This window comes from Ascidiimonas meishanensis (genome assembly GCF_037782385.1).
Lineage (GTDB): Bacteria > Bacteroidota > Bacteroidia > Flavobacteriales > Flavobacteriaceae > Ascidiimonas > Ascidiimonas meishanensis.
This window is the reverse complement of sequence record NZ_JBBEXD010000006.1, coordinates 294,988-317,605: the sequence shown is the minus strand read 5'-3', so window position 1 is coordinate 317,605 and position 22,618 is coordinate 294,988. Positions and strand designations below refer to the sequence as shown.

Genomic DNA, 22,618 nt, shown 5'->3' with positions numbered 1-22,618 from the left:
TAAGAATACATGATTATTAATAAGAATACGATTACGATAAAGTTATGCTTTTAAAATTTATATTACAAATTTAACTTAACTTTAACTGTTATATAGTTGTATTAAATATGTAAGATATATTAGCAAATAACTAATATATTAACGTGAGTCCGCTATAAGAAAAATCACGTAAGTATAAGCGATTTTCAATAGAAAATCGTATCGAAGACAAATAATTTTTCAACAAAAAGCCTCATTTCGATACAATTTTTTGTCGTTTCACTATAAAAAATCACTCAATTTGACGGCTTTTTTATATAAAACCTTTAGGTCGAACTCACGTTATATTATTATTTTTTCTAGAATCCTTTTCAAGTAAATAAGTAATACATTGGTTTTTTGTATAGTATAAGAGATATTTTCTTAAGCTTTTTTCGATATTTTTAAATTATTAAAAAATCTGTCAAAAAAAATATACAATCTTGTTTGGGTAAGCTTGGTCAACCATTTATAACGACAAATAATTACCGGATACTAGAAAAGAGTCATTATCGCAAAAATTCAATCCCGAACGCTACACCGCTTTCTTTCTTAGATTAGTGTTTTAATGCGCTGCTATTTTTAGTAGCCTACGCTGCATTTCTTAAAAGATTGAGCAGTAACTTTGAAATTTTCTATCACCCCAACCACCCTTCTCTATCCAAACTGCGGTATTGAATGGCCTCGCTGATATGGTTTCCGTTTACATCTGGATTTCCTTCTAAATCGGCAATAGTTCTGGCAACTTTCAAAATCCGGTCATAAGCTCTTGCAGATAAGTTGAGCCGCTCCATGGCACTTTTGAGTAAGTTTTTAGAAGCTTCATCCATCTTACAATACCTACGAATTTGCTTAGTATTCATTTGTGCGTTGTAATGCACATTTTCCAATTCTTTAAAACGCGCTGTTTGTAATTCTCTGGCTTTGCTTACGCGTTGTCTGATAGAAACACTTCCCTCTCCTGCCCTATCTTCAGAAAGTTTTTCAAAGGGAACAGGGGTTACTTCAATATGAATATCAATTCGGTCTAGCAAGGGCCCTGAAATTTTACCTAGGTACCGTTGCATCTCTTGCGGGGAAGAGGTTACGGGAGCATCCGGATCATTAAAATAACCTCCGGGACTCGGGTTCATACTCGCAACCAACATAAAACTGGAAGGATAGGTGACTGTAAATTTTGCCCTGCTAATGGTAACTTCTCTATCTTCTAGTGGCTGGCGCATCACCTCCAAAACGCTTCGTTTGAATTCTGGAAGCTCGTCTAAAAAAAGTACTCCATTGTGTGCCAGTGAAATTTCACCTGGTTGCGGATACGCGCCTCCACCTACGAGTGCCACATCTGAGATGGTATGGTGCCCATTTGTAATGTACGCATAAAGGCGAGAAAACCAGAGTATAGACCATTCCCGCCAGAAACTGACAAAAGCCTTGGAGCGTGCCTAAAAAGGCAACGTTTGGAGCGAGAATGGACTCAAGTGGACTGTGCTAATCACTTTGGTGTACTTAAAGACTCCTATCAAAAATGGGAATGGAATCAAATTACACCTGTAATATACCGAAGAAAAATGGTTTGTAATTTCTTAGGGTATAACTATTGGGATGATGGTACACAATCATTAGCAAATTTATCATTGCTATACCGAATAAACTACAAGCTTTCACAAACAGATTTAGGTAATCTAATTGGAGTAAGCCCAAGAACTATTGAACGAATTGAAGGAAAAGAAGAACAGGTTTCTAATGAAATTCAGAAACGTGTTCTCGATTTTATTTCAATTTAATACTACCAGTGATAAAGTAGTTTGGCTTACTTCCAATACCGTTTTGGTAATTCCAGTCAACTCCAATCGTTAAGAAAGAAGGAACATTAAACTTGCGATATATTCCCCCTGCTTTTTCTTTACGTTCTGAATCTAATAAAGAGCCCGATAATAAACCTAAAGCTATTCCTGCGTTCCATCTTGGTTTATCTCCATCAAATACGCTTACACCTGCATACGGAATTGGAGAAAGAATAGGTAATTTCCAAAAGCTATCTTCTGGTACAAATGGAGATGATATGGAAAGATTAGCTGAGCTTACATTGTTATCTATAACCCCATATTTCCCACTGAAGTTTGTACTGCTAGTGAAGGTGACTTCTCCATCTTCAGTTCCTAAATCGTTGAGTAAATAATTTTGAAGCTTGGTAGAGTTGTAATCAATTATATTTATCTGTCCATTAATACTCGGTATCCAAGAGAATTTGAATTTGGCTGTATCCCTATACTTAAACTTATATAAGCTGTATCCTCCTTTTAAAATTAATTGTTCAGGGCGAGCTGTAGTTATCTCATCGGTTTCGGGATTGTAATTTTTAAACTTGTCTTTTTGATAGTTTAATGAAACTGTCCAAGATTGTAGTCTATGAGGATTATAGTTTGTAGAATCAGCTGCAAGATATATTTCACTAAATGAATGTTGATATGTGGCACCAACAACATATCCGTTATTCTCTTTAAAATCAAATTTATTGAGATTAAGAAAACTACTGGAGTTAGTAATACCTAAATTAAGAAAGAAAGTATTGTGTTTTTGAGCAGATCTTATCTCTGGCTGATTTTTATAAACATAATCATCAGACCAACTCAAAAAACCTAATTTGAATTGAGCTTGAACTTTTGCGCCATTAAGCTCAATTGTTTTCACTTCAGCATTATAAAATTGTGCTACGGTAGTCTTATTACTATTTATAACTTGACCCATTGAGAAGATTGATTTAAGCAAGAAAATGCTTATGAGTATTTTTTTCATTTTGATTGGTTTATTAATTGATTAAAATTAAGATATTTGAATCAAAATACAATACCTAATAATGGGTATAAACTCACTTCTTTTTTGAATATAATTATCTTTGATAATAGATAGATGAGCATATAGATATTCTTATGGTAGCTATTAATATAAAATCGTGATATGAAAAAAATACTTCTAATAATTACTCTGAGTTTCATTGGATGTGATAATAAAAGTTATGACCACCCTTGTATAGATTACATTCAAAATATAGAATCTTTAGAGAATGAGGTAGATAAATTGTTTCAAAACGAAGGAAAGCTTAAAGAAGAACTTGAAAGTGCAAAACTATATATTAAGACTCTTGAGCTAGAAAATAACCGTTTAACAGAAATGATTAATATGTAATTTAATAAGACTATAATAGTTATATGAATGGAATAAATATTTTTTCTTTGTCTGAGGCTGGAGCGAATTTAAACAATGAGTTATTAAAGAGATATTTAAGTTATAACAATTTAAAAATAAAAGATAATGAAGTTGAGGATATTTCAAGTCTAGTAAACTCTTTCTCTAAAATAGCCGAAGACCTAAAAGAGTTTAATAATTTCTATGTCGGGTACACTATTCCTCAAATAAGCAAGGAGTTTGACTTATTAAGATTTGGAGGGGAAAGTCTTGTTAATATTGAAATAAAGAGAACAAGTACTCAAGAGAAAATTCAAAAACAGCTTGTTCAGAATAGGTATTATCTCAGTTTCCTTGGAAGGACTATGTATAGCTTTACTTATATTGTGAATCAGGAAAAATTTTATACACTTAATGCACTCAATGAATTAGTGGCAACTTCTGTTGATGATGTAATGTTTGTTTTAAGAAAACAAAAAAGCATAAATATTCCAGATATTAATACTCTTTTCAATCCTTCTAATTACTTAATTTCTCCTTTTAATTCAACAGAAAAATTTATACAAAAACAGTATTTCCTTACTAATCAACAAGACAAAATTAAGAAACTTATTGTTGATGAGATATCCAATGACCAATCTTCGTTTTTCTCAATATATGGAAGAGCTGGGACTGGAAAAACACTTTTGACATACGATATTACTAATGAATATATAAGTAGCAAGCAAAAAGTATTAGTAATTCATTGTGGCAAGCTAAATCAAGGTCATTATGAACTTCGTGATACTTATTCTTGGAATATAATACCAATAAGAGACCTTACATCTGTTAAGCTCACTGAATTTGACCTTATTGTAGTAGATGAAGTTCAGAGAATATATCCAAGTCAATTAGATACTATCTTTCAAGCTATTAAAAAAAATCATTCAGTAGGAATTTTTTCATACGACCCACGACAATGCCTACGTAAATGGGAAACCAATAATAACATTGAAGAGAAAATACTTAGTCAAGAAGGTGTAAAAAAGTTTGAGCTTACAAAGAAGATTAGGACAAATAAAGAAATTGCTTATTTTATTCAAGGCTTATTTGATAAAGGAAAAGTAAATCCTATTCCTTCAAATAGAAATATAGATGTTAACTACTTTCGTAATTATGAATCAGCTACTGCATACATAGAACTTCTTAAACAAGACAACTGGACTGCAATAAATTATACTCCATCAAAAAAACATAATCATCCCTATGAACGTTTTTCGGTAATATCATCAAATAATGCTCATGAAGTTATAGGTCAAGAATTTGATAAGGTAATCGCAGTTTTAGATAGTCATTTTTACTATGACGGAAATAAACTCTCAACAAAAGGATATAAGTCAAAACCATATTACCATCCTACAAAAATGCTTTTACAAATTATGACAAGAACTCGTCTTAAACTAAGTGTTATTATTATAAATAATGAAGAAATTCTAGAGCAATGTATTAATTTGCTTGATAAGAAAAGTAGCTAATCGTTTTCTACCTTAATTGGAAAACAAATATTAATTAATCGTTTGTAATTATATTTTTTAATAAAAAATTATAGAGGGAAAAAACCTTGCCTTCCTCTATTCTTAATCCCTGTAAAGTGAATATAATTTATTTTTGATTTCACGTCACTTTTCGGGTCTTTATTATCAAAAATAATAATCTGTTTATCGGCAGAAATAGTTGAAAGATTAGAAAAGAATGAATCTTCCATATCCTTTGATATTTGGTCTCTTTCAGCAGTAGTTTCCCTTCCTTGATAGGTAGTTAAAGGTGAGTCAATTATGATATTCCCTGAGTGCGGGTAGTTTTTTGCTCTACAGTAGTCTAATAGTGCTATTATAAAAGCACTATATGTTATTGCCCTAAATCCTTTTCCGTGTGCATTCCTGAATTTATCATTAATAACAATGTCAAAAATATTATAAGAAGAGTCGAATACTACAGTAGCTAAATTTGGATATTTCCAATTTTCAAGAACATTTTTAACATAGCCACAAAATTCATACAGAGTTGTATATTTTAATCCACTATCACTTTGACTTGTGTCTTTCTTCTTTTCTAATTCTTTTTGGAGTTCATCTTTTTGTTCATGATGTTTTTTTAACTGATTATTGAGAATAGATTGCTCATTGATTGCAGATAAAATAGACATTAATTCATTCACTTTCTCTTGAGTAGATGCTTGTACTGGCTGGAGTTCTTTTTGTATCTTATTCTCAACACTAGTTAAATCACTCTTCTTTTTATCAATAAGTTCTTGACGTTCTTTCTTTTGGATAGTTAGTTGTTCAATGGTGCTCTCTAAATCTTCAAGTTTGGTTTTTATCTTACTTAACTCAAATTGGATTGATTCAATAACATTAGAAGATTTTTTATCGTCTTCTATAATACAGTCATAATGATTCTTATCTAAATCTCCACCGCATAAAGGACAATGAACATCGGTCAGTTGAGAGAAGTATTGGTCTCCATAGGTAATAAATTCTAAACGTTTGATATCACTCCTGTAATGCTCAGTAAGCAATAGAAATCTATCTAATAATTCATCTTGTTGAATCATTTTTGATTCCAGAGCTGTTACCTCATTAAATAATACTCGTTTCTCTTCATTAAGTTTATTTAACTGCTCTGTAGAGTCTGTTAACACCTTATTTAATTGGCTTAATTTATCGCTCAAAGTTGTTGCACTATCAGTTTTAGAAATATTCTGAATAGAAATGAGTTTTTCCGTTATCTCAGAAATATACGATTCAACCAACTCAACTTTTCCGCGTAAACGTCCTTTATAGATTATTTCTTCTTCTACCGTTACTAAGTCTTTTGCATTGTTTTGAGTAAGCATTATCTCAAAAACGTATTGCTCAGGAGTTCGATGAATTACTTGACCTGAATAAACAGGGGAATCTTCAGTAATAATTCTAGCCTCATCAATTAAGCTTAATTTGACAATATCCCTAAAGCTTAATTGTCTTTTTTTATTTTGTTTATTCTTCTTTACATACTTATCATCGAAGCCACTTAGACCTAGTAAAAAAGTTGAAATATTATCTTGGTTTGTACTTGAGTGTTTGTGATATAGAATTTGTGATTCACCTCTAGTTAGAAATTCATCAATTGACACTTCTTTTATAATAAAATCTCCTCCGCTAATTTTCCTATGCAGGGTATAGTTTACACCTTCATAAGTTCCTATTTCTAAATATATATTCGAATATCCACGACTTTCAGGTATGCTCTTTGGAATGTCTCCACCTCCTAGCATATAATTAATACAAGCAAAAATGTATGACTTGCCAGTATCAGATAAGCCTGAAACCACATTAAATCCCTTATCGAAAATAATTTCTGCTGGCTTTACATTTGAACCAATTACTCGTAAGTGCTTTATGTAAAATCCGAAAGTTGTATTCATATTTTACCTCTTAATAAAGATTCTTTAGAAAATTCGCCACCCCATACATCTAAATTGTTTTTAATATAATTCTCCAATCTTTTATCATCATAACCTGCAAATGTTTCAATTAGCCATTTAGCTACACCTCTTAAAGCGTTGGCATATTCTAATTGTAGGTAGTTTAAAAAAGGTTCTGTTAACTCAGTAGCTGAATAAAAAATTCCATTAGAATTGAAAATCGGCTTTACTAATTCCTTACTACTCATGAGGATTAATCCCTTTTTTAATAATTCTCTTTTGACAAGTATTTCAGATGACCTATGCGGAACATCTGGGTGGATACTTTTTGGACCACCATCTACATCATTAGAATGCACAAGTAAGTAATCATAATAAACTAACCGCTGTAAGTCACAGGTGTTTGGATAAACTTCATTTAAAACAAAAAGTGTTCGCAACCCTATCTCTAATGGAGAGTTAAAAAGCTTTGTATCTCTTAGTTCTAATGTGTTCATTATTCTTCTACCCAGGTTAATTTAGCATCATTAACTAAATGATGACAGATTCCAATTTTATCTTGTATTTGAGCAACACTAAGTAATGCGTTACTTTGTAAACTTAACTTAGTTGCTTCTTGTGTGGTATTTTTAACTCTTTCATAACCACTACTATGGTTTGAATTAGAAACATCAATAACCCCTTGATAAATTTCTTCTTTTAAATCTTCAAAACAAGTGTTTTCATAAGGTAGCCTATCTCTACCAAATTGATCTAATGCTTCAGCCCAATAAAAACAGTTTCTATTACGATTAAAATGCTCTAATTGCTCTCCAAATTTATTTAATTCTCCTAGAGTTGTTATATCTATTTTCTGATGTTCAGAATAAGCTTTAAATAATTGGTCTACAAATCTTAGAGAATACTCTACATTATCAAATTCATTTACAACTGGTTTTTCCCTTCTATTTTGTAAACCACCTCCAAACCGAGCTGCAAAATAACTTGTTTGTTTATGTTGCTCTATAAAATCTTGTGGGTCGAGAAAATCAAACATTGAAAAATCAATAGCAGTAATATACTCTCTCAACTCATCTGAAAGTATAATTATATTTTTACCAAGTGTGTTAATCTCATTCCACTTGTTAAGCAATTCCTTTTTTAACTCTTCTGGATTGTTTATTAAATCACCTAATTTAGGACCTACACCTTGTGGGGACACAAAATAATATTTTTTAGGAAGCTTAAAATCTTCATTGAAGGTATAGTAACAGAGCTTTACAAATTCTTGCCATACATCAGATGGCATCAAAGGATGGTCGTAATGCTTACTTTGGTAATTATCATAATTACCCTCATCATCTATATAAGCAATCACATCTCTTCCTTTATCATTTGCTCCACCAGCTCTCCAAACGGAAATATATTTTGATTTACAATAACCAGCTATCCACTCGCGAATAATATCTTCAAATTCAGAATCAGAAACAACCTTTAGCTTATCTATTGGAGGAGTTGGACTACCAAAAAGGATATCACTATTTGTAAGTAATCCTATTGATTTTGGAGCTTCAGGTTCTAATAAGTCTCTATCTGACAATGTTGTTAATAAATTATAAAAACAACATCACATAAAGAATATCAATTACTTAAATATGGATTTATTGTTTTTGGTTATGAATCTCAAATTTAAAAAAATCGTAGTTATTAGTAAAAATAAAAAGTGTTTAAATTTTTATATAATAAAAAAACACCGTGAAGGTGCTACCTATGTCTGATAATAATGCGTAATCGCTAATGAAATTGCATCGAATATTGTCATTGAATAATGCTCTGGCTTATGAGACAACCTTTTCTTTGGTAGCTCTACAGGTAATTGTTTTACATTATCTGTTATAACCTTTGCAATCTCATATTTAGAGTGTGCATTGAAAGCATTAAAAACAAAACGAATATCATTTCTTGAATATTTTGAAACTGAAACCTTGTTGATTCCTGCATATTTTTCAATAGCAGATATTGCTCTTTTAACTCGTTTTCCTTTTCGAGAACCAAAACCATCGGCATCTTCAAGAATAACTACTTCGGGTAAATAAAAATTAATTTTTTCTTTAACTTTTTCAATTACATCTTTGTTGTTAATAGGGTAATTATGAAGTACAACATTATAAGCACTAATAACAGTCAAAGCATCTTCTAATATGGCAATACTGAAGCCTCTTGAGTGAAGAAATATCGCCATAACAACACGTATCCTCCGTAATTTACTTACTTGACCCATACTGTTCTGTACTCTTTAATCTATTGACAACCTCGTTTAAGAATGATAATTTATAGAGGCTCTTTGATGAATTCTGAGCTTCGAATTCAGCAATGAGTTTTTTGCTCCTCGTTATAACTGTATCGGTAATGTGCCTGTAAATTGGCTCAAATAAGTCTATAAGTGATGCATCAAAGAGCATATGGTAAATCAGAAGTAATTCTGGTGGTGGATTCCGATGTCCATGTTCATATCGTACTAAGTTACTTGCTTTCATATCTAAAAGCTTTGCAACGTCTTTTTGGTCAAGTGGGGACTCAGTACGTAAACTCTTTAATAAAGTTTTTGAATATATCATATAAAATAAAAGTGCCAGTGGGGTTATGCTCCACTGGCACTTTTTATTGTAGCGAATCCTTAGTTCTTATTCTATGCATCACATTGTATTCATAAAATTATCCAAATGGATAATTTTTCGCGCGGTCGCCCAACATTTCTTGGATAAGTTCGGGATAAGTAGGTTCGACTAATATTGAGATAAATGCTACTTAGTAATGGTTGTGCCAAATGACGATAAGTCATTGGTTCTTGAAATTACTTCATAGGTGTCTTGGTCAATAACACGTCCGCATTTAAGACAAGTGTATAAACCAGTCCAAATACCATCCAAAGGTTCGATATATGCTCCATTAACATCGCAAGTATCAAAACCATCACTCATAGTATTGTTTCCACAAATACAGACCCAATGGTCACCACTATTTGAAACGTCTATTATTTCATTAGAATTAATAGTTCTCATTATATTAAACACGAATAAGGAGTCAATTAATAATGCATAAATTTTGCGATGCAAAATAATTAAAGCCTTATAACTTGCTATTAAATGTTTAATGGATGCTTAAGAATTTGACCTCGTAAATGTTCAGCAGTTGTAGAGAGATAAATAGTTGTAGTAGATATATCACTATGACCCATCATTTTTGAAAGGGAATAGATATCGCAACCTCCTTCAATCATCAAGGTTGCAAAAGTATGTCTGAGTCTATGAATAGTAAATTGAATTTTAGAAACCTTCTTAAGCTCCTTTGTTAGATGTCGTAAACCCGAATCAGTAAAACCTTTATTTTTATTATTTGAAGCAAAGAATTCAGGACACGTTTTATTTCGTTTCTTTCGCTCTTGAATATATTTTTTGAGACGACCCGCAAGAGTATGACTTATTGGTAATATCCTATCTTTTGCACCTTTTCCATTACTAACAAATATTGTTCTGTTATCAATATCAACATCCATAACTTTTAAATTGAGAAGTTCACTTCTGCGCAAACCAGTATAAATAAAGGTTGAAAAAATGGCGTGATTTCTATATCTCAAAAAGTTATTCGTAAATGGATAATTCATTATAATTTCAAGTAATCGAAGCGCATCATCTGTTGGGATTTTTTTTGGAAGCGATTTTGGGATTTTTGGACATTCAATACTATCTATAAAATTTTCAGTCATAAATCCTTGGTCGATACAATATCGAAAAAAGATAAGGAGTACATTGTGATAGCTTATGAAAGTTTTTGGCTTCCAGTACTTTTCAGTTCGTCCAGTTATGAAAAATTGACGGACGTTTTTTTCGTTAATATCTTCAATATTTGTGGCATCTATTGAGCGACAAAAATATGGAATGACGTCTCGATAATTTTTAAGAGTGGTCTTAGATAAACCCTTCATATACTTTGAGTAATCGTAAAATTGGTCTGTGAGAATTTCTATATCCATAGTAATAATTGGATATGATTTTAATATTATTAAGACTTAAAATTTTGGCTCGACCACATAGTAACAACGATGTTTTCGGGTGCACTTGTAGACAGATGTGGTCGCAGAACTAAAGAAAAAAGAAAAATCCCTTTATAAAATAACAATATCCAGACTTTTAAGAACGATCGCTAAATTTCCAACTAAGTGGTCGAAAGCAAATCTTCCTATCTTGTTATTTTATATAGCTCTTTTATCGATTTAGTGGTTTCTATGACCACATCGATTACGACCACATCTTTCCGTAAATTCTTTAAATATCAATTAATTAAAATCATGGTTAAATGTGTAATATGTCTGGATGTTTTTAGTTTATATCAATACTCTTAATCAGCCAAGGTGCGGAAGAAACAGGATTCGAACCTGCGATACCATTTCTGATATACGTCCTTTCCAAGGACGCGCGTTAAACCGCTCCGCCATTCTTCCATATCCAAATTGGATACTCGTATTTTAGCGTATCAATATGAATCATCAAGGCTAAGTTTTAAGATGTCATCCACTAAATGTTCAACACCAAGAGAACGGACGTAACGCTCCGTCATGCGTAAATCAATATGCCCTAAGAGTTTTTGTAGTTTAGGCAAACTAATATTGTTACGTGCAAGGTTACAAGCAAATGTGTGTCGAAGCTGATGCAAATGAAAATTCACACCCGAGGTTTTTTTTAAACGTTTTACCCAATGTCTAATACCATGTTGAGTAAGTCCAATTCCCTTTGTGTGAGAAATGAAAAGGTTAGCTTCAGGAAATTCTTTTCTCTCTTGTAAATAATCTTGAAGGTGAACCTTTAATGCAGGGTTTATAGGAATTCTTCGAGTACGTTTAGATTTAGATGTTTTGCCTCTAATTGTAATTATACTTTTTTCTAAATCGACATCTCGAACGTATAACGAAAGAAGTTCATTGCGTCTTACCCCAGTAAAGAAGAGGGTGCTAATAATTGCGGTATCTCTCTTTAAAAGAAAAGTGGACTTGGATGTGAGAAGAACTGTTGAGTATAATTTCTCAATCTCCTTTTTCTTTAGAGCTGGTTTATTTTCATAATCAACCCTAGGCTTTGCCATATACTTTAAAGGACTTCTATCAATATATTTATTTGATTCAAGCCAAATAAAGAAAGGGCTTAACTTACTCCAGTAGGTTGCAATGGTACTATCCTTAACACCTACAACATTATCTTTCTTTCCTACTACTCGTTTTCTCGTTTGGAGGATTTTAAAAAATTCATTCATTTTGGTTTCGTTAAGATGCTCGGGTAGTGTGATATCTGGAAGTAACTTTTTCAAAAGCCTATATGAATCTCGATATGATTTTATGGTTATTGGTCTTCGCCTCAAACTGTATTCACAAATTCCTATATACTGATTAAATAGTTCATCTAGTTTATGCTTTTTCATAGATTTAAAGCATACCTCTAATCTTAAAGAAAATCAGGACACCACAGATACAACCACAGACCTATACACTGGGAAATATGTTGAGGTTAGTGTTGACTAGAAGTCTTTTCAAAACAAAGTCATACTGCGAACCTATGCAGTTTTGGAATCCATACATCAGTTACTTTGCTCAAACAAATTTCCGTAATAAGGGGAAGCTTTTTGGCATCTTCCAAAAAGACAGAATGATGCATCTGTATATTCTTGGGAAAACAGGAACAGGAAAAACAAACCTCCTTACTACTCTAATTCTTCAAGATGTTATTCACAATAGAGGTTGTGCTGTTTTTGATGTCCATGGAGATTTACTAAAAAATATTTTGAACCATATACCACAAAAACGAATTCAAGATGTGGTTCATTTAGACATATCTAATCAGTTTATGAACTATCGATATAATCCGCTCCGCAGAGTGAGTGAAGAAAAGAAGTCTCTTGTTGTTGGTGGATTACTTGATGCCTTTAAAAAACTCTGGAAAGGTGCTTGGGGAATTAAGTTAGAACATATCTTGCGGTATATTTTGCTGACACTCTTAGCTCAACCAAAATCTCATCTTGGCGAAATTCCAAAAATTATTCACGATAGTAATTTCAGAGAGCAATGTTTATCTAATGTTAAGAATAAGGAGATAATTAGTTTTTGGAAGAACGAGTTTCCAAAATATTCAAAAAACGACCTCATTCCAATATTGAATAAGGTTGGTGCATTTTTAGCCCATCCAAGTGTTAAACGATTCCTTATCACTAACAGCAGAGATATTTCACTCCGACAATGTATAGACCAGTCAAAGATAGTACTCATAGATATTTCAAAAGGGAAGATTGGAATAGATGCATCACACCTAATTGGTTCAATCCTCATTACCTCATTTGCAAATGCTGCATTTACTCGTATCGATACAGAAGAAGAAAAACGTGTCCCTTTTCATATATTTTTAGATGAGTTTCAAAATTATACCTCACCAAGTATTTCTGGAATTTTAAGTGAACTCCGAAAATTTAAAGTATCGCTTACATTAGCAAATCAATATCTCTATCAAATTGATTCCGATATTAAAAATGCAGTGCTTGGAAATATAGGCACACTCATTGCCTTTAGAACTGGACAACAAGATGCAAAATATCTTGTTCAAGAATTCTATCCGACCTTTCAAATATCAGATTTTACAAGTCTCGAGAACTTCGATATCTATTTAAAATTGATGATATCAGGGAAGCCTTCAAAACCATTTTCTGCCACTACTATTCCATACCAAAACATCCTCACGTAGCTTGTCCACAGTTGGTGAGGTCTGTGTATAGGTATGTGGCGTCTAGAGACTTCTTTTTAGTTCTGGCATACTCTCATTGAAACCAAAACTTAATATCAATGAAAACAGATACAACACATAACGCATATCACTTGGAGTTACATTTCAAAAGACCCATACATTCTGATATGACGCACATTACAGAAGCAAAAGAAGCTAACACATTTATTCGCGAGATAATAGACACAGGCTTACTGAATCATAAAGAATTCTTTTGGATGATACCTTTAACAAACGCCAATAGGATTCTTGGAATCAAAGAGATTTCATCTGGTAAGACCCATTCAACAACTATTTCATTTAAAGAAATAGCACAGACAGCCTTGCTTTCAAATGCTCGAGCTTGTTTACTCATCCACAATCATCCTTCGGGAAATACTAACCCTTCAAAAAGCGATATTGAAGTTACCAAGCGAATTCAAAAAACTCTCAAAATTATTGACGTTGAAATCCTTGACCACCTCATTATCACTCAAGAAGGGTATTACAGTTTTGTAGAAAACGACCATATTATCCATCCCAAACCCTAAACCTATGTATGCCAAAAACCCCAATTTCCTACTACGGTGGAAAACAAAATATGCTTCGGCATATTCTTCCAAATATTCCAAAGCATAGAATCTACACTGAAGCCTTCTTCGGTGGTGGTGCAGTATTTTTTACTAAAGAACCTGCTGAATCTGAAATCATTAATGACTTGAATGCTCAAGTAATGAATTTCTACTTCATCTGTAAAACTGACTTTGAAAAACTAAAAACTAAAATCGAAGCTACAGTATTTGCCCGAAGTACTTATTCAGTTGCTATGGTGATGTATAAGATGCCACACTTGTTTAACAAGATTCAACAAGCTTGGGCATTTTATGTCGCTACTAATATGGGGTTCGGATGCCGTATTGGTTCTTGGGGAATGGATAAATATGGAAAACGAGTAAAAGCATTTATTAACAAGAAAATGAACTTTGATGAGTCAATTCCAAGACGATTAGAGCGAACTCAAATAGAGACTGGAAACGCTGTTAAGGTTATTAAGCAATATGATACTGCTGATGCCTTCCACTATATCGACCCACCGTACATAGAAACGAATATGGGGCACTATCAAGGGTATTCAATTTCAGAATACAAAGAACTGTTGAATGCTTTAACCAAAGTAAAAGGGAAGTTCCTTTTAAGTGGATTCCCTAATGATATCCTCGATAGTCATATCAAGGAATATGGTTGGAAAATTAAAACCTTTAATCAACCAAAAACGGCATCCAAAGCAACACTTGGAAAACCACGATTAGCAAGAAAGACAGAAGTCTTGGTTGCAAACTACGAATTACAATAACTACTAAAACAATTAAATATGAAACGAGTAATAGAAAAAACTGTTGACCTTGATTTGGTTGGCGTAAATGGAAATGCATTCATGGTTATGGGTGTATTTCGAAGGCAAGCAGTCAAAGAAGGCTGGAGTAAAGCAGAAATTGATGCAGTGCTGGATGAAGCTAAAAGCGGAAACTATGACCATCTCATGGCGACAATCATTAATCATTGTGAATCTAAAAACGAGGAAGAATGAAACTACGAGAATACAAACGAATCATTCTTCTACTAAGGCAATTAGAATCCTTTTTGGAAAAAGAAATACCAGCGAAATTTTCAGTTGAAATCATCAAACATTACACCAATAGCGAACTGAGAGAAATGATCTATTGGCTATATCGAGATGTATGGAGTAAGAATTCACTAGGCTTTAAAAATCGCCCAGAACTCATCGAACTCATTAATAGCGACCAGAGTGTCCTTTCATGGACAATTCACCAACTGGAGGCTTCTATGACGGCGACACCCTCATATTCTCAAGTTAATGTATCTAGATTTTTCGAGAGAACAAACAACGAGATACATTATTTAGCATCAAAGCCAGTAGAACAATGGGATGAATATGATGTTTCAAATTATACGAACCTTTTAATGAAAACAGGAACAACGAAAAAGGTATATGCCATTTTCGATAGTGATGTCCTTAAAGAAGATGTCTATGCTGTTACTACCAAACCTTCGTACTTCTTTGACACCTTCGAGGAAGCAGAAACAGAAATTAACTCAATTATAGCCGAAGGTAAATTTACCAAAGAAGAACTGGTAATACACTCCTTATGGCTACTCACGTAAAATTAAATATTCACTTTAAAAATTAGAAATTATGAATACAAGTATTGTTGATACGCTCATTGAGAATATCAAAACAGACCAAGAATTGTTAACTCAATCTGAAATACAGATTGAAGAAGCAAAAGAATCAAAACGAGCAGTTGTTGACCGTTTAAAAGATTATCGAAGAGACGTATCCGTACTCTTAAAGTATGCAGATGAATCGCAACAAAAAAAGATTGAAGAACTCGGATTTGATTTTTCGGAATCAGAACGAGGACTTAATCCTGTTGCATCACTAGCACTTGATATCCTTATGAAAGTAAAAGGAAATCAAATGACCAATGGAGAGCTTTACGAAGCTTACGTCAAAACCTTTAAGGATAAAACTGATGCTTTTAATTACACAGAGTTTAATATCAAGTGTCGTTCACTTTTTAATACGCAACGATTGTTACGCAAAAAAGGGAAAGATGATACTTCATCACGAGATAATATTATCTCGATAAATGGACGCGCTATCCCTAAAGACAAGCAAGATGAGTCAAAATAACGAAGATACTTATCTTGATATTTTTGACTCTGAGGTAAAGGCAATCGACCATGCGATGTGGCTCAATTTTAAATACCGCATCGCAGGAATTGTCTTTGGTGTAATACATGGGCCAGACAGAAACTTTGCCGTTTGTGAAAAAGAAACCGCACAAGAAATGGAAATGGAATTTTTAGATATCCTTCCTAAAGATTATTGTGAAATTGCCTATACTCATTTAGATCATATCGGAATGGATGCAGAAGCACTTCCACATTGGGAAAGTATCAGAGGTATCATATCTGTTGCAGATGGAGAAATACTTCGCTACATACTACACAACAAAATACCGATTGACCGAATTATCCGTCACGAACTTGCCATCAGAGGCTATGATGAAAATCATCGCTGGTGTGGGTTTAGCAGAGCGAGAGAGATTTGGTGTAAATAGAGAAACCGCAGATTTTAATTCTGCGGTTTTTAAATACAGTTTGACTTTTATTTAAATATTAATGGAATTGAAAATTGTGTTCTTACAGGCTCATTATTTTTCTGTCCAGGTACTATATTATTAATAGACTGTAGTTTCTTAATAAGATGTTCTTTAAAATCTTTAAATGCTCTGTGCACAACTATATTAGTAATAGAGCCATCTTTTTCGATTACGAAGCTGATATTAAATCTTTTAGAATTTGTTATGCCAAACTCTATATACCTATTTTCAGGTATAGATTCCTTAAGTAAATTCGTTAGCTCAACCCCAAAACAATTATCTTTTTTACAATTACCAATTTTTGGTTTTACATCAGCTAAAGCAAAGGGAATAGGTTTTGATTCTTTCACTACATTATCTCCGTAGTATTCAATAATTCTTGTTGTAATATTACCAAGTTCAGTGTTATTATACTTTTTTCTTTTTACCCAATTATTTTGGTCATCATATTCGTAAGTAAATGAATCAATATCATCACGTTCAATTACTTTTGTTGTATTACCAAAATCATCATACTCAATAGTATAACTTTCTGTTTTACCGTCAGCGATTTGTGTTTCTTTAGTTAGAAGTCCATTTTTTTCGTATTCGTAAACTTTAGACTCTCTCAAAAATCCATCTTTATAGTCTTCTTCTTTGATTAACATATTCCCTTTATAGAAATACAATGTTTTATAATTTTTAGAAGTCTTCTCAATAATCAAATCTCTTGTGTTGAAAATACTATTACTCTCATGAGATATTTGACCATCTTCAAGATAGTATTTAGCTACGATTTTATAACTATCATCTAAATTATACTCATATTGAAATATCGATTTTATGTAATCTTTATCTGTATTACGATTTACTTCTTTTTCAATTTTACCATCGTTTCTGTAGGTAAGTAGAGTTTTTGAATTTGGATAGATAATTTCAATTAGTTTATCATTATTATCATACACATATTCAGTTCTTCCATACTTTTTCTTTTTTGTATCTAAGACTTCTAAATTTTGAGTATTATAGAAAATCTGACGCTTATTAATCCGACCATTAGAACTATATTTTGATTCTTCTTTTGTAAGAAATCCACTTTCATTAAAATGTTGTTTTGTCCATTTACGTAATCTTCCAGTTGATCCGCTTGAAATAGTTGTTTCAATTACTTTTACCTTATTCTGTAGGTTATATTTATCTAAAACCTCTTGATTTTGAGCAATTGAAGAAATACCAATAAACAGTGTAAATAATTTGATTATTCTTTTCATTTAATGGTAAATTTTAATTTGTTATTTTTTTCCATTTTTTTGAATTAACGGTCATTGAGTTACCGTCATAATTTGTTATTAAAAAATATTCAGGAGTAGAAGTATATGCTCGCTTAACCTTAGTAGTGCTTAATGATAATTTAGGGAGGTCATAAGTATTAATCTCCCATTTTCCAGTATTTTGAGGGCTACTATAACTTCTTCTACCTTGTTTATAGCTGAGATTCTTATAATATCTCCCGTCTTTAAATTCGTGATAAACATAACCGTGTTCCTCTGGCCATATTCCATTAGCTTTCTTGTAATGTCTTCTTCCTTGCCATTTACTATCTGATAGAATCGATGTTGTAAATTTATTTCCATTAAACCAAACTTTTAATGAAGACACTTTTAAGTTATCAGGATTCGTAAAATATCCTTCTGCTTTTTTCTTACCGCCATCATACCAAATACAGTTTCCAGGATATTCTCCTTCAAAGACTAGTTTACCTTCTTTAGTCCACTCTTTACGTCTTTTAGCATTGTTTGATTTATAAAGTACCTCCATCATTTTTACTCCGGTTGATAAATATACTTCCTCAAGTCCATCTTTATTTCCATCTAGGTAATGCGCTTTACGAGTAATATTTCCATCCTTATCATAACCAATAACAACACCATTGAGTTTACCATTCTTGTACTCTGATTCAGCCAATTTGTAATCACTGCCATCTTTTAAAGAAACATAATTAATTTCCATACCATCAAGTTTCCCATTTTTATATTCTGATTCTTTACTAAGCTTCCCTTTATAATAATACTTCCACTTATCTTCCTTTAAATCATTTGTATAATTACCCTCAGCTTTTAATTGACCCGTAGAATCAAACTCTTTATAGTCACCATCTAATTTTCCAGATGAGTAATTTGCTTTTTTTGTGATTTGACCATTGTCTGAGAAATTTTCCCATAACCCATCTTTAAGACCGTCATCGTACGAACCTTTAAATTTTGATTGCTGATTTTCATATAACTCGAATGATTTTCCAGAGAAAGGGTCATTTGAATTTACTTCATACATAACTCCATTTCGCTCTACTAGGCTTTTAAACTCTACTTCTTTTTCAGAACAAGAAGTGAATAATATCGATAATAATATCAGTAAGTAAATTCTATTCATTTTTTTGTGATTTTGTATTTAGTGATGTGATGAATTTTATGCCTCCAATAACTAAGAGAAGAATACCAGGGTAGAGTATTCCTCTTTTAAGCCATATATTTTCTTGATAGTTATCCGAGCTATCAAACATAGATGCTCCTGAATTCCATGGAGTATCAATTTGTTGTGCAACAATTATTAGCACTATTCCTATAATCCCTAGAATAAGGGCTGTTTTTTGTGGTTTTGTCATATAGTTATTAAATTTTATGCTCCTTGGCTATTATGGAGCGTTAGTATTAAGCCAGTTACAGTTCAAATATAGATTTAATTTTTTAAAATACTACTTATAAGTATGAATTTATAAATAGTAACAAATGAATGTGAATTGCTAGTAATTTGTTACATGGCTAAAAAAGACACATATACACAGGAACAACTCACTAAACTTGGTAATAGATTACGTGAACTACGCATAGAAAGAGGTTTCTCTAACTATGAACAGTTTGCTTTTGAACATAATCTTCCACGAGCTCAATATGGACGATATGAACAAGGGCAAGACTTAAGATTCAGCTCACTTCTTAAAGTACTCAAGGCACTTGATATAACCCTAGCAGAGTTTTTTAAAGAAGGATTTGACTCATAAATCATAGCTTAATACCAAGTATTTATTTTCAAAAAAAGCATAAAAAAACACCTTAAAAAAGGTGTTAGTGAGATGTGGCGTATTGGTAATGAAAATCTACAGTATTTTAATTGTAACCATTTTTAAAGTTTAATGGTTGTTAATTTTTCAAACGATAAATATTATGATTTTCTCTAGTATCTAAATAAATAACAGTTTGAGAAGAGCTATCTACTAAATGTTTAAATTCAAATTCCTTTATAAGAATTTCTTTAGCTTTATTCCAATGGTCATATTTTTTGCCAATAACCCGAATTTTATATTTCCCCTTGTTTAAGTTGCAGCTGAATAATCCTACGAGATCTAATTCATCTCTTATCACGGGAATATTATTTATCAATATTTCAATTTTCCCTAAAAAGTCACTTTTAATGATAAAATTCTTATTAATACTTTTAAAGTAATTCTCTTTCATTCTCAAATTCACATTTGATAATGTACTTAATGGCATTGTCTCTAGAGTTCCATTAATGAAATATTTAGGTTCCGAAAAACTCTGATTTGTTTGATAAGTTTGAAAATCCTTTTTTCTGTTTTTAACTTTTTCAACATCCAAATATTTATAGATATAATCTTGATTTACTTCTTTTCCTGTTCCTAAATCTTTGAATTTGTCGTTAGCTATAATCTTTAATCCTAGTTTTTGAAGATTTTCAGAAGTAGGAATAATACCGATTGAGTTAAAGAGTTCAACCATATCTCTATCTGTTATTGTTCCATAGGGATATAGATTATTCACGATCATTCTTGTGCCAAATTTATCTCTTTGTTTGGTGGTACTCAATACAGATGGTAATAGAGGGTCATTTTTAGATTTGATAAGTCCGCTTCTTTTTTCCTTAATATAATTTCTCATATAGTCTTTTTGACCATTAGTGAACATTCCGACGTCATAGGAATAATCCATAAAATTTTGATGATTTGAATATATAAATCCATCGCAACTAAGCTCTGGTATTTTAGTCAAAATATTAGGAGATTTCTGTTGAGGAGTATCAAAAATATCATCATCATCCATACAACTGTGAACAATTGAATTAGTAGCAGTTTTACCCCATATATGATTAAGTCCAAACCAGTGTCCAATTTCATGAGAGACTAAATAGTATGAGGTTTCTTTCGTGAATTCGTTAATATCAATAACAACACCGTCTAATTCGGGTGGAATATTTGAAAACAACTTACTAGCCGTATAACCGCCTGCAAGGTCTGCGGAAATATTGCATACCCAAATATTTAAATACTTTGAAGAATCTATGTATCCATTCTTTTTCAAGGCTTTATCATTGAGGTAAGGGGTGAATGATTTTTTGTCGGTTAAGTGCCAAGAAATAGGATCAATTGTTTTTCCGTTAATGTCAGTTGTTGCAAGTTCAAAAAATATGTTACAGGATGCTACTCTGTCTTTATATTCATCAGCTATTAGCTCTTTATTTACGCTATTAAATCCCTCATTCACTTTTTGAAGAACATACTTCACTGAGTTATCAGGAATATTTTCCTCTGTAAAATTATTATGGACAAAATGAAAAACCGTTTTAATAACGATTTTTTCATCTTGACCATTTGATTTACAAATAGGGAGTAATGATAGCAGAAGAATAAGAAAAGTTTTTATTTTCAATTTATATTTTTTTTAGTTGCAATACATATTTCGAATTCACAGATGGAGATACTAATTCTAGCACCATTGTTTTATTAGTAATTGTATGAATATGCCATAATGAATCCCCACCAATTTCTTCATCATCAATCAAAAGAGAAGAGTCATCAATTTCCCATTTCTTTCTACTTTCTCTATATGGAATAGGCTTAATCGGTTTTTCTGTAAACGTCTGATTGGAATTGAATGTCCATATTGAATCTCTTTTTTCAGTAGACCAACTTGAATCTTTCAATGTGTTTCTATATCCATTAACTTCAATCTTAGGTTCAATAATCCATGTGTTTTCAAATAACCAATAACCACCAACGATTATTAAAATTAAAATCACAATCTGCCATTTCTTTATTTTTTTCATATCGGTAGTATACCAATCTAATACTTAAAGATAAACAGCTATTTCATTCTACATATTTACTCAATGATTACCTTATCTATTTTGATGAAAATCTTATCTCTATGAATGATAAATCGTTTCTAATCTCTTTTCCAATTCTTTTGCATAGGTTCTTTTAATCCTCATTTCTTGTCCCATGATAGATAACCTTGAGCCGTTTATTCGTCCTTCTAACATATCAGATGAAACGTTCACAATATAGCTTTCGTTAATTCTAATAAAATGAATAGGAAGAGCCTTCTCAAGTTTTTTCAATGACGATTTAAAGAAATAGTACTCTTTATTCTTAGTTAAAAACCAAACATAGTTAGGCAATAATTCTTCTTCCTTATTATCTTCATTGATAAAAGGTTTAACCGTGAAATAAGCGATATCTTCGTATTTCACAGGAACTCTTGTTACACCTCCTTTACCGTAATTACGAACTTCATCAAGATAACCAACAAGTCCAATAATTCCTTCTTTATTATAGTTTAGTTTCTGCTCTTTCTTTTTATGGATTACCGTATGGATAGCTCTTGTTATGTCATCGATATTCAATCTAGGTTTTGTTTTAACAATAAACTGTTCATGGTTTGAACTCAGTCCTTTTGCAAAGGTTAAATCATCAGCTAAATCAGTAACATATACGAATGGAATCTTATACTTCTCATCCAAAACAGCTCCTAAATCAAGTCCAGATTTTTCTCCTTTGAGATTAATATCTAGTAATACAACATCTGGAGTTTTCTTTGTGAGTCTTTCGATGGCTTCATCATAGCTTTTCGTATAATCATCGACCGTGAAATGTTGCTTTACTAAAGCTCTGCGTAAGCGTTCATATAAAGTTGGTTCGTCTTCTACTATCAGTATATGTCCATTCATATAAT

General features: G+C 32.0%; 26 protein-coding genes, 1 tRNA gene and 2 pseudogenes. 11 read left to right on the top strand and 18 right to left on the bottom strand.

The annotated features are described in order from the left end of the window. Positions 1-656: 656 nt before the first annotated feature. A pseudogene (locus WBG07_RS13345) lies at positions 657-1,373 on the bottom strand (YifB family Mg chelatase-like AAA ATPase); the annotation flags it as partial. Here WBG07_RS13345 and WBG07_RS13340 point away from each other — a divergent pair. Next, positions 1,368-1,799 (top strand): hypothetical protein, encoded by a 432-nt coding sequence (locus WBG07_RS13340; RefSeq protein WP_340202007.1) that lies wholly within the window; start codon positions 1,368-1,370, stop codon positions 1,797-1,799. The pseudogene WBG07_RS13345 and the gene WBG07_RS13340 overlap by 6 nt on opposite strands. On the opposite strand, the gene WBG07_RS13335 is transcribed toward WBG07_RS13340, so the two are convergent. Further along, complete coding sequence (locus tag WBG07_RS13335; protein ID WP_340202006.1) at positions 1,786-2,811, bottom strand: hypothetical protein; 1,026 nt, start codon at positions 2,809-2,811, stop codon at positions 1,786-1,788. The genes WBG07_RS13340 and WBG07_RS13335 overlap by 14 nt on opposite strands. A gap of 162 nt (positions 2,812-2,973) precedes the next feature. Here WBG07_RS13335 and WBG07_RS13330 point away from each other — a divergent pair, with 162 nt between their 5' ends. Together WBG07_RS13330 and WBG07_RS13325 are read left to right on the top strand one after the other, a co-directional pair. Beyond that, complete coding sequence (locus tag WBG07_RS13330; RefSeq protein ID WP_340202005.1) at positions 2,974-3,201, top strand: hypothetical protein; 228 nt, start codon at positions 2,974-2,976, stop codon at positions 3,199-3,201. Between the two features lie 23 nt (positions 3,202-3,224). After that, positions 3,225-4,715, top strand: coding sequence for a DNA/RNA helicase domain-containing protein (locus WBG07_RS13325; RefSeq protein ID WP_340202004.1), 1,491 nt, complete (start codon positions 3,225-3,227; stop codon positions 4,713-4,715). Between the two features lie 68 nt (positions 4,716-4,783). Here WBG07_RS13325 and WBG07_RS13320 read toward each other — a convergent pair whose 3' ends face one another. From WBG07_RS13320 to WBG07_RS13285, 10 genes and pseudogenes are all read right to left on the bottom strand, one after another. Beyond that, the gene (locus WBG07_RS13320; protein ID WP_340202003.1) at positions 4,784-6,646 is read right to left on the bottom strand and encodes a hypothetical protein; all 1,863 of its coding nucleotides are present in this window, start codon (positions 6,644-6,646) and stop codon (positions 4,784-4,786) included. Further along, entirely contained in the window at positions 6,643-7,143 is a 501-nt protein-coding gene (locus tag WBG07_RS13315) for an ABC-three component system middle component 2 (protein ID WP_340202002.1), read from the bottom strand. Before WBG07_RS13315 ends, WBG07_RS13320 begins: the two co-directional genes overlap by 4 nt. Then, a complete protein-coding gene (locus WBG07_RS13310; RefSeq protein ID WP_340202001.1) occupies positions 7,143-8,225 on the bottom strand; it encodes an ABC-three component system protein in 1,083 nt (360 codons plus the stop codon). The genes WBG07_RS13315 and WBG07_RS13310 overlap by 1 nt, the downstream gene beginning before the upstream one ends. Before the next feature lie 168 nt (positions 8,226-8,393). After that, on the bottom strand, positions 8,394-8,867 hold the full coding sequence (locus WBG07_RS13305) for a hypothetical protein (protein WP_340202000.1): 474 nt from the start codon (positions 8,865-8,867) through the stop codon (positions 8,394-8,396). A gap of 22 nt (positions 8,868-8,889) precedes the next feature. Further along, positions 8,890-9,243, bottom strand: a complete 354-nt coding sequence (locus WBG07_RS19480) for a helix-turn-helix domain-containing protein (protein ID WP_413788826.1) — start codon at positions 9,241-9,243, stop codon at positions 8,890-8,892. Positions 9,244-9,429: 186 nt separating this feature from the next. Further along, on the bottom strand, positions 9,430-9,687 hold the full coding sequence (locus tag WBG07_RS13300) for a hypothetical protein (RefSeq protein WP_340201999.1): 258 nt from the start codon (positions 9,685-9,687) through the stop codon (positions 9,430-9,432). An 80-nt stretch (positions 9,688-9,767) separates the two neighbouring features. Then, positions 9,768-10,391 carry a tyrosine-type recombinase/integrase gene (locus tag WBG07_RS13295; RefSeq protein WP_340201998.1) on the bottom strand — a complete coding sequence of 208 codons (624 nt, stop codon included), beginning with the start codon at positions 10,389-10,391 and terminating at the stop codon, positions 9,768-9,770. A gap of 21 nt (positions 10,392-10,412) precedes the next feature. After that, positions 10,413-10,658 (bottom strand): annotated as a pseudogene (locus WBG07_RS19475) (phage integrase N-terminal SAM-like domain-containing protein); the annotation flags it as partial. A 381-nt stretch (positions 10,659-11,039) separates the two neighbouring features. Beyond that, positions 11,040-11,126 (bottom strand) — tRNA-Ser (locus tag WBG07_RS13290). A gap of 32 nt (positions 11,127-11,158) precedes the next feature. After that, a complete protein-coding gene (locus tag WBG07_RS13285; RefSeq protein WP_340201997.1) occupies positions 11,159-12,097 on the bottom strand; it encodes a tyrosine-type recombinase/integrase in 939 nt (312 codons plus the stop codon). Between the two features lie 224 nt (positions 12,098-12,321). On the opposite strand from WBG07_RS13285, the gene WBG07_RS13280 reads away from it, so the two are divergent. The 7 genes from WBG07_RS13280 (at position 12,322) to WBG07_RS13250 (ending at position 16,571) form a co-directional block, all read left to right on the top strand. Next, positions 12,322-13,407 carry a type IV secretory system conjugative DNA transfer family protein gene (locus WBG07_RS13280; RefSeq protein WP_340201996.1) on the top strand — a complete coding sequence of 362 codons (1,086 nt, stop codon included), beginning with the start codon at positions 12,322-12,324 and terminating at the stop codon, positions 13,405-13,407. Between the two features lie 98 nt (positions 13,408-13,505). After that, on the top strand, positions 13,506-13,976 hold the full coding sequence (locus WBG07_RS13275) for a JAB domain-containing protein (RefSeq protein WP_340201995.1): 471 nt from the start codon (positions 13,506-13,508) through the stop codon (positions 13,974-13,976). An 8-nt stretch (positions 13,977-13,984) separates the two neighbouring features. Beyond that, positions 13,985-14,779 (top strand): DNA adenine methylase, encoded by a 795-nt coding sequence (locus WBG07_RS13270; protein WP_340201994.1) that lies wholly within the window; start codon positions 13,985-13,987, stop codon positions 14,777-14,779. Between the two features lie 18 nt (positions 14,780-14,797). Then, complete coding sequence (locus WBG07_RS13265; protein WP_340201993.1) at positions 14,798-15,013, top strand: hypothetical protein; 216 nt, start codon at positions 14,798-14,800, stop codon at positions 15,011-15,013. After that, the gene (locus WBG07_RS13260) at positions 15,010-15,609 is read left to right on the top strand and encodes a hypothetical protein (protein WP_340201992.1); all 600 of its coding nucleotides are present in this window, start codon (positions 15,010-15,012) and stop codon (positions 15,607-15,609) included. Before WBG07_RS13265 ends, WBG07_RS13260 begins: the two co-directional genes overlap by 4 nt. A gap of 31 nt (positions 15,610-15,640) precedes the next feature. Then, positions 15,641-16,141: a hypothetical protein gene (locus tag WBG07_RS13255; protein WP_340201991.1), complete on the top strand. Its 501-nt coding sequence runs from the start codon at positions 15,641-15,643 to the stop codon at positions 16,139-16,141. Beyond that, on the top strand, positions 16,128-16,571 hold the full coding sequence (locus WBG07_RS13250; RefSeq protein ID WP_340201990.1) for a hypothetical protein: 444 nt from the start codon (positions 16,128-16,130) through the stop codon (positions 16,569-16,571). The genes WBG07_RS13255 and WBG07_RS13250 overlap by 14 nt, the downstream gene beginning before the upstream one ends. A 47-nt stretch (positions 16,572-16,618) precedes the next feature. Here the strand turns inward: WBG07_RS13250 and WBG07_RS13245 are convergent, their stop codons facing one another. From WBG07_RS13245 to WBG07_RS13235, 3 genes are read right to left on the bottom strand one after another with little or no spacing between them, the layout of a single operon-like run. After that, positions 16,619-17,863, bottom strand: a complete 1,245-nt coding sequence (locus WBG07_RS13245; protein WP_340201989.1) for a hypothetical protein — start codon at positions 17,861-17,863, stop codon at positions 16,619-16,621. 13 nt (positions 17,864-17,876) lie between these two features. Continuing rightward, complete coding sequence (locus WBG07_RS13240; RefSeq protein WP_340201988.1) at positions 17,877-19,022, bottom strand: toxin-antitoxin system YwqK family antitoxin; 1,146 nt, start codon at positions 19,020-19,022, stop codon at positions 17,877-17,879. Then, complete coding sequence (locus tag WBG07_RS13235; protein WP_340201987.1) at positions 19,015-19,254, bottom strand: hypothetical protein; 240 nt, start codon at positions 19,252-19,254, stop codon at positions 19,015-19,017. Before WBG07_RS13235 ends, WBG07_RS13240 begins: the two co-directional genes overlap by 8 nt. Positions 19,255-19,407: 153 nt before the next feature. Between WBG07_RS13235 and WBG07_RS13230 the strand changes: the two genes are divergently transcribed. Continuing rightward, positions 19,408-19,650, top strand: a complete 243-nt coding sequence (locus WBG07_RS13230; protein WP_340201986.1) for a helix-turn-helix domain-containing protein — start codon at positions 19,408-19,410, stop codon at positions 19,648-19,650. A gap of 139 nt (positions 19,651-19,789) precedes the next feature. Here WBG07_RS13230 and WBG07_RS13225 read toward each other — a convergent pair whose 3' ends face one another. The 3 genes from WBG07_RS13225 to WBG07_RS13215 form a co-directional block, all read right to left on the bottom strand. Then, positions 19,790-21,313 carry a M43 family zinc metalloprotease gene (locus WBG07_RS13225; RefSeq protein WP_340201984.1) on the bottom strand — a complete coding sequence of 508 codons (1,524 nt, stop codon included), beginning with the start codon at positions 21,311-21,313 and terminating at the stop codon, positions 19,790-19,792. Between the two features lies 1 nt (position 21,314). Next, positions 21,315-21,710, bottom strand: a complete 396-nt coding sequence (locus tag WBG07_RS13220; protein ID WP_340201983.1) for a hypothetical protein — start codon at positions 21,708-21,710, stop codon at positions 21,315-21,317. Positions 21,711-21,809: 99 nt separating this feature from the next. Then, positions 21,810-22,613, bottom strand: coding sequence for a response regulator transcription factor (locus tag WBG07_RS13215; protein WP_340201981.1), 804 nt, complete (start codon positions 22,611-22,613; stop codon positions 21,810-21,812). Positions 22,614-22,618 lie beyond the last annotated feature (5 nt).

Excerpts from the sequence above, each read along its gene's own strand:
- WBG07_RS13235 (WP_340201987.1), bottom strand. The coding sequence starts at position 19,254 with ATGACAAAACCACAAAAAACAGCCCTTATTCTAGGGATTATAGGAATA.
- WBG07_RS13220 (WP_340201983.1), bottom strand. The coding sequence starts at position 21,710 with ATGAAAAAAATAAAGAAATGGCAGATTGTGATTTTAATTTTAATAATC.
- WBG07_RS13240 (WP_340201988.1), bottom strand. The coding sequence starts at position 19,022 with ATGAATAGAATTTACTTACTGATATTATTATCGATATTATTCACTTCT.
- WBG07_RS13305 (WP_340202000.1), bottom strand. The coding sequence starts at position 8,867 with ATGGCGATATTTCTTCACTCAAGAGGCTTCAGTATTGCCATATTAGAA.
- WBG07_RS13265 (WP_340201993.1), top strand. The coding sequence starts at position 14,798 with ATGAAACGAGTAATAGAAAAAACTGTTGACCTTGATTTGGTTGGCGTA.
- WBG07_RS13255 (WP_340201991.1), top strand. The coding sequence starts at position 15,641 with ATGAATACAAGTATTGTTGATACGCTCATTGAGAATATCAAAACAGAC.
- WBG07_RS13280 (WP_340201996.1), top strand. The coding sequence starts at position 12,322 with ATGATGCATCTGTATATTCTTGGGAAAACAGGAACAGGAAAAACAAAC.
- WBG07_RS13230 (WP_340201986.1), top strand. The coding sequence starts at position 19,408 with ATGGCTAAAAAAGACACATATACACAGGAACAACTCACTAAACTTGGT.
- WBG07_RS13260 (WP_340201992.1), top strand. The coding sequence starts at position 15,010 with ATGAAACTACGAGAATACAAACGAATCATTCTTCTACTAAGGCAATTA.
- WBG07_RS13245 (WP_340201989.1), bottom strand. The coding sequence starts at position 17,863 with ATGAAAAGAATAATCAAATTATTTACACTGTTTATTGGTATTTCTTCA.
- WBG07_RS19480 (WP_413788826.1), bottom strand. The coding sequence starts at position 9,243 with ATGATATATTCAAAAACTTTATTAAAGAGTTTACGTACTGAGTCCCCA.
- WBG07_RS13315 (WP_340202002.1), bottom strand. The coding sequence starts at position 7,143 with ATGAACACATTAGAACTAAGAGATACAAAGCTTTTTAACTCTCCATTA.
- WBG07_RS13215 (WP_340201981.1), bottom strand. The coding sequence starts at position 22,613 with ATGAATGGACATATACTGATAGTAGAAGACGAACCAACTTTATATGAA.
- WBG07_RS13300 (WP_340201999.1), bottom strand. The coding sequence starts at position 9,687 with ATGAGAACTATTAATTCTAATGAAATAATAGACGTTTCAAATAGTGGT.
- WBG07_RS13285 (WP_340201997.1), bottom strand. The coding sequence starts at position 12,097 with ATGAAAAAGCATAAACTAGATGAACTATTTAATCAGTATATAGGAATT.
- WBG07_RS13325 (WP_340202004.1), top strand. The coding sequence starts at position 3,225 with ATGAATGGAATAAATATTTTTTCTTTGTCTGAGGCTGGAGCGAATTTA.
- WBG07_RS13250 (WP_340201990.1), top strand. The coding sequence starts at position 16,128 with ATGAGTCAAAATAACGAAGATACTTATCTTGATATTTTTGACTCTGAG.
- WBG07_RS13330 (WP_340202005.1), top strand. The coding sequence starts at position 2,974 with ATGAAAAAAATACTTCTAATAATTACTCTGAGTTTCATTGGATGTGAT.
- WBG07_RS13320 (WP_340202003.1), bottom strand. The coding sequence starts at position 6,646 with ATGAATACAACTTTCGGATTTTACATAAAGCACTTACGAGTAATTGGT.
- WBG07_RS13295 (WP_340201998.1), bottom strand. The coding sequence starts at position 10,391 with ATGACTGAAAATTTTATAGATAGTATTGAATGTCCAAAAATCCCAAAA.
- WBG07_RS13335 (WP_340202006.1), bottom strand. The coding sequence starts at position 2,811 with ATGAAAAAAATACTCATAAGCATTTTCTTGCTTAAATCAATCTTCTCA.
- WBG07_RS13340 (WP_340202007.1), top strand. The coding sequence starts at position 1,368 with ATGGTGCCCATTTGTAATGTACGCATAAAGGCGAGAAAACCAGAGTAT.
- WBG07_RS13270 (WP_340201994.1), top strand. The coding sequence starts at position 13,985 with ATGCCAAAAACCCCAATTTCCTACTACGGTGGAAAACAAAATATGCTT.
- WBG07_RS13275 (WP_340201995.1), top strand. The coding sequence starts at position 13,506 with ATGAAAACAGATACAACACATAACGCATATCACTTGGAGTTACATTTC.